The 10,918-nt window shown below is 70.0% G+C and carries 12 protein-coding genes; 3 read left to right on the top strand and 9 right to left on the bottom strand.

Translation table 11 applies throughout. The features are described 5' to 3' along the window. Nucleotides 1–64: 64 nt before the first annotated feature. From ACFWX1_RS47240 to ACFWX1_RS47230, 3 genes are all read right to left on the bottom strand, one after another. Complete coding sequence (locus ACFWX1_RS47240; RefSeq protein ID WP_378396479.1) at nucleotides 65–1,420, bottom strand: DUF418 domain-containing protein; 1,356 nt, start codon at nucleotides 1,418–1,420, stop codon at nucleotides 65–67. Nucleotides 1,421–1,470: 50 nt separating this feature from the next. Continuing rightward, a complete protein-coding gene (locus ACFWX1_RS47235; RefSeq protein WP_378331442.1) occupies nucleotides 1,471–1,701 on the bottom strand; it encodes a DUF3107 domain-containing protein in 231 nt (76 codons plus the stop codon). A 118-nt stretch (nucleotides 1,702–1,819) separates the two neighbouring features. Beyond that, entirely contained in the window at nucleotides 1,820–2,473 is a 654-nt protein-coding gene (locus tag ACFWX1_RS47230; RefSeq protein WP_378396478.1) for a ferritin-like fold-containing protein, read from the bottom strand. A 581-nt stretch (nucleotides 2,474–3,054) separates the two neighbouring features. Here ACFWX1_RS47230 and ACFWX1_RS47225 point away from each other — a divergent pair. After that, nucleotides 3,055–4,611 carry a DEAD/DEAH box helicase gene (locus ACFWX1_RS47225; RefSeq protein WP_378396477.1) on the top strand — a complete coding sequence of 519 codons (1,557 nt, stop codon included), beginning with the start codon at nucleotides 3,055–3,057 and terminating at the stop codon, nucleotides 4,609–4,611. 33 nt (nucleotides 4,612–4,644) lie between these two features. Further along, on the top strand, nucleotides 4,645–5,976 hold the full coding sequence (locus ACFWX1_RS47220; RefSeq protein ID WP_378396476.1) for a hypothetical protein: 1,332 nt from the start codon (nucleotides 4,645–4,647) through the stop codon (nucleotides 5,974–5,976). 432 nt (nucleotides 5,977–6,408) lie between these two features. Here the strand turns inward: ACFWX1_RS47220 and ACFWX1_RS47215 are convergent, their stop codons facing one another. From ACFWX1_RS47215 to ACFWX1_RS47190, 6 genes are all read right to left on the bottom strand, one after another. Continuing rightward, nucleotides 6,409–6,837 (bottom strand): hypothetical protein, encoded by a 429-nt coding sequence (locus tag ACFWX1_RS47215; RefSeq protein WP_378396475.1) that lies wholly within the window; start codon nucleotides 6,835–6,837, stop codon nucleotides 6,409–6,411. Between the two features lie 42 nt (nucleotides 6,838–6,879). Further along, nucleotides 6,880–7,746 (bottom strand): RecB family exonuclease, encoded by an 867-nt coding sequence (locus ACFWX1_RS47210; protein ID WP_378396481.1) that lies wholly within the window; start codon nucleotides 7,744–7,746, stop codon nucleotides 6,880–6,882. A gap of 75 nt (nucleotides 7,747–7,821) precedes the next feature. Continuing rightward, nucleotides 7,822–8,412 carry a MarC family protein gene (locus ACFWX1_RS47205; protein ID WP_378396480.1) on the bottom strand — a complete coding sequence of 197 codons (591 nt, stop codon included), beginning with the start codon at nucleotides 8,410–8,412 and terminating at the stop codon, nucleotides 7,822–7,824. A gap of 37 nt (nucleotides 8,413–8,449) precedes the next feature. Continuing rightward, nucleotides 8,450–9,313: a PHP domain-containing protein gene (locus ACFWX1_RS47200; RefSeq protein ID WP_378396474.1), complete on the bottom strand. Its 864-nt coding sequence runs from the start codon at nucleotides 9,311–9,313 to the stop codon at nucleotides 8,450–8,452. Between the two features lie 86 nt (nucleotides 9,314–9,399). Further along, nucleotides 9,400–9,960, bottom strand: coding sequence for a PH domain-containing protein (locus ACFWX1_RS47195; protein WP_378331449.1), 561 nt, complete (start codon nucleotides 9,958–9,960; stop codon nucleotides 9,400–9,402). A 20-nt stretch (nucleotides 9,961–9,980) separates the two neighbouring features. Next, nucleotides 9,981–10,154: a hypothetical protein gene (locus ACFWX1_RS47190; protein WP_378331450.1), complete on the bottom strand. Its 174-nt coding sequence runs from the start codon at nucleotides 10,152–10,154 to the stop codon at nucleotides 9,981–9,983. Nucleotides 10,155–10,339: 185 nt separating this feature from the next. On the opposite strand from ACFWX1_RS47190, the gene ACFWX1_RS47185 reads away from it, so the two are divergent. Continuing rightward, nucleotides 10,340–10,753 carry an NUDIX hydrolase gene (locus ACFWX1_RS47185; RefSeq protein ID WP_378396473.1) on the top strand — a complete coding sequence of 138 codons (414 nt, stop codon included), beginning with the start codon at nucleotides 10,340–10,342 and terminating at the stop codon, nucleotides 10,751–10,753. Nucleotides 10,754–10,918: the final 165 nt, after the last annotated feature.

Genomic DNA, 10,918 nt, shown 5'->3' with positions numbered 1-10,918 from the left:
AAAAAACCCGCAAACAAAATCACCCACACCCACAACAACCTAGAACACCCCCCCCCCCCCCCCGCTACTGCTCCGCCCGCCGTGGCTCGGGCACCCGCCCCAGCGGGACCACATACTTCGGCCAGCTCGACAGCTTGTTCAGCAGCCATTCGAGCGGTCCGCGCCCGATCCACTTCCGCCACGCCACCGCGGCGACCACCGCGACCACGCAGAACTCCAGGAAGTGCCACACGCCGAACAGGTCCTGCCCGCTCTCCGGCTCGTCCCAGATCAGCCAGATCACGACGAAGTGCAGGACGTAGGCCGACAGCACGCGGCCCCCGAGGTCGGCCAGCGGCCACAGGACCCGGCTCAGCCACGGCATCACCAGCTGGCACAGGCCGATCACCGCCGCCGCGATCCCGATCGAGATCAGCAGGTCGAACGGGGTGTACGAGGCACCGGTCGGCACCAGCTCCCACGCCCACGTCGTGGTGGGCGGCGTGCCGTGGATCCAGGTGTCGTTGGTCCGGAAGAACTCCACCGGGCTCATCCCGGCCTGGGTCGCGGCGGGCTCCAGTGAGCGGTACACCGCCCGCATGCCACCGAGGACGTCGGTGCCGAGCCACGAACCGAGATAGCCGGCCGTCGCCAGCGCGGACCCGCCGAAGAACAGCCGGCGGCTGACGCGCGGCGAAGCGAGGTTCAGCCTGCCGATGGCCATCCCGGCGAAGACGTAGGCCATCAACGTCAGCGCGGGGAAGGTGCCGGTCAGCACGAGCACCACGAAGACGTGCATGAGCCCGGCGCTGGAGGTGAAGTCCGACCACGAGATGTCGGGCGCGAAGAAGATCAGGTCACGCGGGCGGAACTGCGAGCGCAGCACGAACGAGAGCAGCGGCGCCACCAGCGCAGTGACCACCGCCGCGATGCCGAGCGTCCGCGCGCCGAACCGCAGCCACGGGATCGCGAGCAGGAAACTGGCGCCGTAGTAGGCGAGGATCACCATGTACCCGGTGTCCAGCCCGGCGATGAACAGCCCCAGCGCGACCAGCAACGGCGCGCGCGTGGCCAGCCGCAGCGCGACCTGAGTGCGGGAACGACCCGTCTTCGGCCGCGTCCCGCCGGACATCAGCGCGATGGACACCCCGGCGAGCACGGCGAACAACGCGGCCGAATGCCCTTCGAACGGCTTGAAGAGCACCGCGAACCCACCGTCGTTGGGGTTCGGCCCGATGTGCACCGCGTACATGCCGAGGACGGCGAGGCCACGGGCGACGTCCACGCCGGTGAGCCGGCCGGCCGGTCCGCCACGGGGGGCGCGACCGGCCGGTTCGAGGAATTCCCGGTTCCGGGAGGGAACCGTCCGCACCACAGTGACGCCGTCCACCTTCTCTCTCGGCTCGTCCCCGCCGTCCCCTCCGAAGAGGGTGACGATCAAGCCTGAGAGCTAGCTGAGATCAGGCGGTGACGCCCCAGTGAACGAGAACGTCAGTCCGCGACGCCGAAGCCGACCTTGCGCACGTCGGACGGCGCGATCTCGACATAGGCGATCCGGTCGGACGGCACGATGTACTTGCGGCCCTTCTCGTCGTTGAGGCGGAAGAGCCCGTCCCCTGCAGTCAGGGCCTCGGCGACCAGCTTCTCCACCTCTTCGGGAGACTGGCCACTGGACACCACCAGCTCGCGCGGGGTGTCCTTGATGCCGATCTTGACCTCCACGTGGGACCTCCGCTGGAAATTCGTAAGGGATATACCCGGCAAGGCTAACCGAACCGCGTCCTCGCGGTGCCGCGCGTCCACCCGGAACGGCGCGGCCGAGTACTGGTACCGCACCGCGTCAGCCCAGGCCGAGCGCCTGCATGCGCTTGGTATGCCCCTGCTGTAACCGGCGGAACAACGCGGCGATTCCCGACAGGTCACCGGAGCCGCTGATGATCAGCTCGGCGAGTCCGTCCCGTTCGGCGACGACGTACTGCGCCTGCGTGAGCGCCTCGCCGAGCAGCCGCCGCCCCCACAGCGCGAGCTTGTCCCGCGTCTTCGGGTCGGCCTCGATCCCGGCGGCGACTTCGCGCTCGGCGAACGCCGAATGCCCGGTGTCGGCCAGCACGGTCAGCACGAGGTCCTTGGTCTCCGGGTCGAGCCAGTGCGCGATCTCGCGGTAGAGGTCGGCGGCGAGGCCGTCCCCGACGTAGGCCTTCACGAGCGATTCGAGCCACGACTTGGGCGGCGTCGAGGCGTGCCAGTCGTCGATGTGGTCGACGAACGGCGTCATCGCGTCTTCGATGGCGACACCGTGCGCGGACAGATGCGCCGACAGCAGGTCGTAGTGACCGATTTCGGCGGCCGCCATGGCCGCCAGCTTGGCCCGGCCGGCCAGCGTCGGGGCGCTGCGCGCGTCCTCCGCCATCCGGTCGAACGCGGAAAGTTCGAGATAGGCGATCACGCCGAGGAGGTCGACGACGCCTTCGCTGATCTGTTTGGCCTCGGTCACGGCGACGAGGGTATCGCCGACGGGGCTCCGGGCGCCGCGAAGAGACCGATCCCACGTCGGCTCGCCGCGGCGGGTACTGTTGTAAAACTGCTGACCAGGTATGCTGGCAGCGATATCGACTAGACTTCCGCACACCGATGCGGCGTCCCCGCCACGACGCGGCCCCGAGGCCGACGGCGGCCGGGCGCTCTCACGAGCGGGAACGGCGAGCCGGGTGGTACGTCCACTCGAGCCGCCAGGGAAAAGGTGAATCCCAGGGTTCATCGACGTACTGAAATGTGCGTGCACGCCTCTAGCGGCATTCCCGTGCAGGACCGGCTCCGGCGCCGAACGCGCGGAGCGAGCCGCGTTTCGCATGGTCGAGTGTCGAACGGACTTCAGGGCTGTGCGCGCTGGTCACGAGAGAGGCGATCACCCTGACCGCACAGAAATCCACAACCGAAGACGTCCCCGCCGCAGTCGCGCTGGAGCACAGCGAGACCGGCCCCGCCGCGCTCGACACGTCGCATCCGCTTCAGGCGGGCGCCCCGGTCGAGCCGGAGGCCCCGACCTTCGCGTCGTTCGGCGTCAAGCCGGAGATCGTGAAGGCGCTGGGCGAGGCGGGCATCGAGCGCACCTTCGCGATCCAGGCGCTCACGCTGCCGCTCGCCATGGCGGGCGACGACCTGATCGGCCAAGCCCGCACCGGTATGGGCAAGACGCTGGGCTTCGGCGTCCCGCTGCTGCACCGCGTACAGGTCCCGGGCGACGGCACCCCGCAGGTGCTGGTCGTCGTCCCGACCCGCGAGCTGTGCATCCAGGTCGCGAACGACCTCAAGGGCGCCGGCAAGCACCTCGGCATCCGCACGCTGGCCATCTACGGCGGCCGCCCGTACGAGCCGCAGATCGCGGCGCTGCGCAAGGGCGTCGACGTCGTCATCGGCACGCCCGGCCGCCTGCTGGACCTGGCCGAGCAGCAGCACCTGGTGCTGGGCAAGGTCCGCGGCCTGGTGCTCGACGAGGCCGACGAGATGCTCGACCTCGGCTTCCTGCCCGACATCGAGCGCATCCTGCGGATGGTCCCGGACGAGCGGCAGACGATGCTGTTCTCGGCGACCATGCCCGGCCCGATCATCACGCTGGCGCGGACGTTCCTGCGGCAGCCGACGCACATCCGCGCCGAGGAGAACGACGCCGGCGCGGTCCACGAACGCACCACCCAGTTCGTCTACCGGGCGCACTCGATGGACAAGCCCGAGGTCATCGCCCGCATCCTGCAGGCGGCCGACCGCGGCCTCACGATGATCTTCAGCCGCACCAAGCGCACCGCGCAGAAAGTGGCCGACGACCTGGTCGAGCGCGGGTTCGCCGCGGCGGCGGTGCACGGCGACCTCGGCCAGGGCGCCCGTGAGCAGGCGCTGCGCGCGTTCCGCTCCGGCAAGGTCGACGTGCTGGTCGCCACCGACGTCGCCGCCCGCGGCATCGACATCGACGACGTCACGCACGTGATCAACTACCAGTGCCCGGAGGACGAGAAGACCTACGTCCACCGGATCGGCCGGACCGGCCGCGCCGGGCGCACCGGCGTCGCGGTCACCCTCGTCGACTGGGACGAGGAGCCGCGCTGGAAGCTGATCTCCGACACCCTCGGCCTCGACAAGCCGGAGCCGGTGGAGACGTACTCGTCGTCGAAGCACCTGTTCGAGGACCTGGGCATCCCCGAGGGCACCACCGGCAGGCTGCCGCTGGCCAAGCGCACCCGCGCGGGCCTGGCCGCCGAGGAGGAAGAGGACCTGGGCGGCAAGCGCCGCGGGCCGCGCGGCCGGGGCCGCGACACCGTCTCGGAGGACGCTCCGCGCAAGCGCACCCGCGCCCCGCGCAAGCGGACCAGGGGCGGCGCCCGCGCGGCCGAGGCGGTCGAAGCCGCGGACGCCGCGAAGGCCGAGGGCGGCACCGACACGGTGTCCGCCGAGTCCGGCGAGAGCACGCGTGCCCGCACGCGGCGGCGTACCCGGGGCGGCGCGAAGCCGAATCCGGAGGCCACCGGCCCCGTGGAGAAGGACGCCGGCGAGAACGCCGAACGTCCCGCGCGGCGTCGTCGTCGGCGGAGGCCTGCCACTACGGCCAACACGTCTGATACACCTGCGTCGGCAGACTGACAGCGATACCGCCGACAGTGGGGAGTCAGGTCCGTGAGCGAGCGCCCGGACGGCGCGCCGGAGCACGATCCGGCGCCCGCCTACGGTGACGAGGATGTGCTGACGCCGTCCGAGCCCGAGAACACTCCGAAGCACCAGGCGCCCGCCCTGGCACGGCGTTCCCCGTGGAATCGCCGCCGGGACAAGCTGATCGCGGCCGCGATCGTCATCGTCGTCGCGGCCGCCGGTCTGGTCGTGGCGGTGACCAGCGACAGCGCGGCGACCGACCGCTCCACCGCCGCGCCTCCGCCGGCACTGCCGAAGGCACCCGCCGCGGTACCCGGGTCGCTCACCGAGCTGTGGCAGGCTCGCAGCGGCGCGACCCCGGTGCCGGTGGGCGAGGCCAACACCGTCGTCACCGCGGACGGCAGCGCGGTGGACGGCCGTGATCCGCTGACCGGGCAGGTGCGCTGGCACTACACGCGGACGAACCTGTCGCTGTGCACCGCCGGGGCGGCGTGGGGCCGGGTGAACGCGGTGTTCAGCAAGACGCTGGGCTGCAGCGAGGTCACCCAGCTCGACCCCGCGACCGGGCGGATCACCGCGCAGCGCAACGGCGACGCCGAACTCGGCACACAGCTGGTCAGCGACGGCTCGCACGTCACCACGACCGGCAAGAAGCTGCTCAACACCTGGCGCGACGACCTGGTCAAGGACATGGAGTACGGCCAGGTCGCGGCCATGGTCAACCACGACAAGCAGCCCCGCGTCGGCTGCACCTACGGCACCGTGGCGGCCGCCGCGAGCAAGATCGGCGTCATCGAGCGCTGCCCCGGCGACCCCGCCGACCGCCTCACCGTCTACAAAGCGAAGGCCGAGCACGAGGACGAGCCGCAGACCACCTACAGCGTGGTCGTCGCCGGGAAGCGCGCACGGCTGGTGGCGATGTCCGGCGACTACGCCGCCGTCGCGCTGCCCGACCAGAAACTGCTGGTCATCTACGGCCCGGACGGCACCCAGCGCACCGCGTACCCGCTGGACCTGCCCGCGGGCGACCTCGCGCAGGACCCGCCCGGCGGCGTCGAGCAGACCACCCGCACGGCCGAGGCGCTGTACTGGTTCACCGGTTCGAAGACCATCGCGCTGTCCCGCGACGACCTCGCCCCGCGCTGGTCACTGGACGGCACCCGCGGGCCCGGGGTCACCTACGCGAGCCAGCTGGTCGTGCCCATCAAGGGCGGCCTCGCCGTGCTGAACGAGGCCAACGGCTCGACGATCCGGACCGTCGGCGTCGACCGCCGCGGCTACACCGGCCCGGTGCGGCTCACCGCCCTCGGCCCCGTGCTGCTGGAACAACGCGGCGACCTGCTCGCCGCCCTGCGCTAGTTCCGCTTTTCCTCGCCTTTCGCGGGTTCCCTAACGCCCCGATGCGGCGTTGGCTTTGCTGGTGGATGGTGCCGTGAAGGCCTCCTTCACGGCGTTGAGCGCTGTGAAGGAGGCCTTCACAGCATTTGGCGGGCCCGGAGATGTGCCGCGAACGCTCCGTTCGGGACGCTCACCGTCACCAACGCTCCGTTCGGGACACAGGCTCGGGCCGGGACGGTGCCGGGAATGGGACATTCGCGGCGTTGAACGTCGGCAATGCTCCATTCGCGACACCGCAGACCCGCACGGCCGCCGAGGGCAAGCACCGCGACGAGGTCTTGAGCCCCTGGGAACGAGAGCGAGGGACCTTTGCTCTCACTTGGTTAGCATTGCTCAGCAAACGATAGCAAAGGTCCCTTGCTCTCGTTGCCCAGGTGAGAGGGCCGGGCGGGGTCAGTTGAGCCAGAAGAGGATGAGCGTGGCGACGGCGAAGGCCAGGACGCCGAGGCCCGCGAGACCGGCGACGAGCCCGTTGCGGCGATCGGCCACCCGCTGGCCCAGCAGCGCGAGTACGGCGGCGACGGGATGGCCGATCAGCATCGGCACGGCCGGACCGGGCGCGCCGGTGAACAGGCAGACACCCGCGACGGCCAGCACGCCGAGCGCGAGCACCACGAGCCCGGCCGCGAGCGAGCCGGTGAGCCCACGCCACCAGCGGCCGGATTCCCTGCCACGGCCGCCATCGCCACCGGCGACAGAGCCAGCGGCACCACCGGCGTCCTCAGCGTCGTCTCGCGGCGACGGCTCTGCCCGTGGAGATTCCGTCTCCGGGCCGACGGGCAGCGGCGCGCTCGTCAGTTCCTCGGTGTCGGGGGACGCCACGTTCTCGTCTGTCCAATCCTGGTCGGTTCGGGGAAAGCCGGGTCAGGGGGCAAGCAGATCCCACGGCTGCGCGGCGGGAGCCGCTTCCTGGCCCACGGCGCAGCTGGGCCGGAAATCGCACCACGCACAGCGCCGATCGGGGCGCGCGGGGAACAGGACATCGCCGTCTCCGCCCGCGTCCAGGGTATCCGTCGCGAGCCGCAGATCCCCGGCAGTCTCCCCGGCGCGTTCCAGGTGCCGGCGCAGGCTCTCCCCGGTGTGCTCGGCGGCCGCGACCGTCCCCGTCGGCAGGTGATGCAGCTCGACCTTGGTGCACGGCATCCGCAACGTCCGCGACGCGGCGACCGCGTACATCGCCAGCGCCTGCGACGCGCGCGCCTCGTACTCGTCGGGCTCACGACGCCCGGTCTTGTAGTCGACGATCACCAGCTCACCGCCGCGCTGATCGATCCGGTCCGCGCGGCCCTCGATGATCATCGTCGGCCTGCTGCTGCCCTCTTCGGTGCTCACCGGCGCGGAAACCCAGCGCTCCAGGCCGATCGGGTCATCACTGACGTCGTGATCCTCGACGTACTCGGCGACCCAGCCCTTCGCCCGCGCGCGATACCGCGCGGCCTGCTCCTGATCGGCGAAGCCCGCGTCCTTCCACTGCTCGGCGACCAGCGCGACCGCGCGCTGCGGCGTCCGCTTCGCCACCGGCAGGTCGAACAACGCCCGCAACGCGTTGTGCACCACCGCGCCCAGGGTGCTGTGCGCCCACGGACCGGTGCGCTGCGGTGTCGGCCGCTCCAGGTACGTCATCCGGTAGCGGCGCGGACAGTCCTCGAACGTCGCCAGCCGCGCCGGGGACACCTTGGTCAGCCGTTGCGGCTGCTCGACACCGAAATCGAAACCCAGTTGCTCTTTCACGCCACCCCATTCGCTCCGACCGGTGTCCACGCTACGCACCACCACCGACACTTTCCGGCGCGGGTGCGCCAGGAGTCAGCCGCCTGCGATGAACCCGCGGACCGAATTCGCGACCAGTTCGACGGCGATCGCGGCGAGCAGCAGGCCCGCCACCTTCGCCAGCAGCGTGATGCCGCTTTCCTTGATGAGCCGGATGACCACGCCGGAGTAACGCATGCAGGTGTAGAGCACGAAGTGCACGGCGACGATCGCCAGTGCCAGCGCGACGTAGGCGCCCACGTGCCCGTCGGCCTGCCGCACGAAGACGATGGTCGCGGCGATCGCACCCGGCCCCGCCAGCAGCGGCGTGCCCAGCGGCACGAGCGCGACGTTGACGTCTTCGACGGCCTCGGGTTCCTGATTGCTCTTGCTGCTCAACAACTGCAGCGCGATCAGCAGCAGGAGCAGGCCGCCCGCGCCCTGCAGCGCCGGGATGCCGATGCCGAGGTACGACAGGATCGCCTGCCCCGCCACCGCGAAGAGCGAAATCACCAGCAGCGAGACGAGGACCGCCTGCCGCGCGGCCCGCGCACGGACCGCCATCGGCTTGCGGCCGACGAGGCTCAGGAACACCGGCACCGTGCCGGGCGGGTCCATGATGACGATCAACGTGATCGTCGCGCTCATGAACAGTTTCGCGTCGAAGAAGCTCGCCACGTTCACGTCAGCCCGCCACGACCGTGGCACCGGTCGCTCTCGCCACCAGATCCTCCAGCTGAATCGGATCGGTGGTCTCCTGGCCGAGCGCGATCGTCTTGTTCGTGCCGTGGTAATCGCTCGATCCGGTGCGCACCAGGCCCAGCTCCCCCGCCAGCCCGAACAACTGCTTGCGAGCGCGGTCGTCGTGGTTCGGATGGTCGACCTCGACCCCGGTGAGGCCGCGCGCCGCGAGTGTCGCCACGGCCTCCTCGTCGATCGTCCAGCCGCGGGTGTGCGCGAACGGATGCGCGACGACCGTGACGCCGCCCGCCGCCGCGATCATGTCGATCGCGTCCTCGACGGGCGTGTCGTGCCGGGCCAGGTAGTAGCCGCGGCCGGCGCCCAGGTACTCCGCGAACGCCTGGTCGACGCTGGTGACCAGGCCGGCGCGCACCAGCGCCTGCGCCAGATGCGGGCGCCCGGCGGGCACGTCAGGGGGCAGCTGCCCGAAGATCTCGTCGGCGTCGACCGGCAGACCGTCGGCGGCCATGCGCTCGGCCATCACCCGCAGCCGCATCCGCCGCTCGGCACGCAGCCGCGTCTGCTCGGCGACCAGCGCGGGCGCGGTCGGGTCGAAGAGGTAGGCCAGCAGGTGCACACTGATCTCGCGCCCCGTCCCCGGCTCGGCCCAGATCGTGGAGAGTTCCGCGCCCGGCACGAGTTTCAGCCCCGGCGGGACAGCGGCGGCGGCCTCGGCCCAGCCCGCCGTGGTGTCGTGATCGGTGATCGCGACGACGTCGAGGCCGGACCGCACGGCGGCCGCGACCAGCTCGGCCGGGGTGTCGGTACCGTCGGAGGCGGTGGAGTGGGCGTGCAGATCGATGCGCATCGGGTCCATTCTTGACGATGCGCTAAGTCACAGCGACTCCGGGCAGCCCAGCCCGAAGCACGCTTGAGCGCTGAGGGCGCCTCGGCTCAGCCGACCGCCTTCTTCCCTCGTGCGGCGCGCTGCGCCTTGATCATGGAGAAGCGCTCGGCCTGCTTCTGCTTGTCCCCGAAGACCAGCTCGGAGATCGTGTCGTAGAACTCCTCCGGCCGCGGGAGGTAGTCGATCCGGTTCAGCGCCTGGATCTGACCGGCGGACTCGACGATCATCGTGCCGTAGCCCATCATGCGGCCGTTCCAGGTGCGTTCGTAGGTGAGGTCGGTGACCTTGCTGATCGGCATCATCAGCACCTTCGTGGTGAACACCCCGGTCGTCATGACGAACCGTTTGTCGGTGACCACCAGCCGCTCGACCCACCACTCCATCACCACGTAGGCGAAGCGGAGGACGACGAGCAGGGCGACGTACCAGAGGATGTTCTGCACCACCCACAGCGACGGCGGCAGCAGATACGACACCAGCACGCAGATGGCCAGCAACGCGGCCGCCTCGAAGGTGTCCCAGGTCAGCACGGCCCAATGGCGGCGGATCCGGATGACCCGCCGCTCGGTGTCGAGGAGGTACTCGTCGGGGTCGCGTGGGGCGAACATGCGTCGAGGGTATCCGCCGACTAGCCCTTGAAGACGTTGCTGACGAAGGTAATCACCGATTCGGCAGAGCTGCGGAGGAAGTCGATGATGTTGCCGACGAGACCTGCGGCCTGGCCGGGCTGTGCGATCACGAAGAACAACACAAGCGCGACACCTGCGAGAATCGCAATCTTTTTCACGTTCACCGCGATCAATCCCGTCTCTTACGGCGACAACCGGTCTGACAAAATCCTGACGTTCTACGTTGTACCGCACTGAACACCCACACGGGAGGAAAGTCCCGCGCTTGGGTCAGTGGGCCGTCGGAAGTGTACCGCACGGCTACTCTCCGTGTACAGAAGCAGCCTGGAGCTGGGAATTCGCGGCTAGGCTGCCGGATATGAGCGACTCTCCGCACGGTTCGATCCGCTCCGTCGGCGCGATCCTGCACGACGATCAGGGCAGGTTGCTGCTGGTCCAGCGCGCACACGAGCCGAGCGCGGGACTGTGGACGCTGCCCGGCGGAAAAGTGGAGGCGGGCGAGACGGACGAGCAAGCCCTGGTGCGGGAGCTGCGGGAAGAAACCAGTCTCGACGTCACTCTGCGTACCCATGTCGGCTCGGTGGTCAGAGGCCGCTACGACATCCACGACTACGCCTGCAAGATCATCGGCGGGACCCTCGAACCCGGCGACGATGCCGCCGACGCCCGCTGGGTCGACGCCGCCGAACTCGCGTCACTCGATGCCGCGAACCAGCTCACCGAAGCCCTTTTCGTCACCTTGCGTGATTGGGGTGTTCTTCCTCGCAGTTGACCGCGATCGTCCACGACGTGGGAGCAGGGGACCTTTGCTATCGCTTCCGAGCATGCCAACGATTAGCGTGCTAACCAACGCGAGCAAAGGTCCCTTGCTCCCCTTCCCCAGGTCGGGACCGGGGCCGGAAGTGCCGTTAAGGCCACCTTGCGGGCGTCTGACGCC

The organism is Amycolatopsis sp. NPDC059021 (assembly GCF_042739895.1).
Taxonomy (GTDB): Bacteria; Actinomycetota; Actinomycetes; order Mycobacteriales; family Pseudonocardiaceae; genus Amycolatopsis.
Note: the sequence above shows the minus strand (reverse complement) of the source record. Positions and strands in the feature narration are given on the sequence as shown.

Coding starts and splice junctions, on each gene's coding strand:
- ACFWX1_RS47185 (WP_378396473.1), top strand. CDS start 10,340: ATGAGCGACTCTCCGCACGGTTCGATCCGCTCCGTCGGCGCGATCCTG.
- ACFWX1_RS47195 (WP_378331449.1), bottom strand. CDS start 9,960: ATGTTCGCCCCACGCGACCCCGACGAGTACCTCCTCGACACCGAGCGG.
- ACFWX1_RS47205 (WP_378396480.1), bottom strand. CDS start 8,412: ATGAGCGCGACGATCACGTTGATCGTCATCATGGACCCGCCCGGCACG.
- ACFWX1_RS47200 (WP_378396474.1), bottom strand. CDS start 9,313: ATGCGCATCGATCTGCACGCCCACTCCACCGCCTCCGACGGTACCGAC.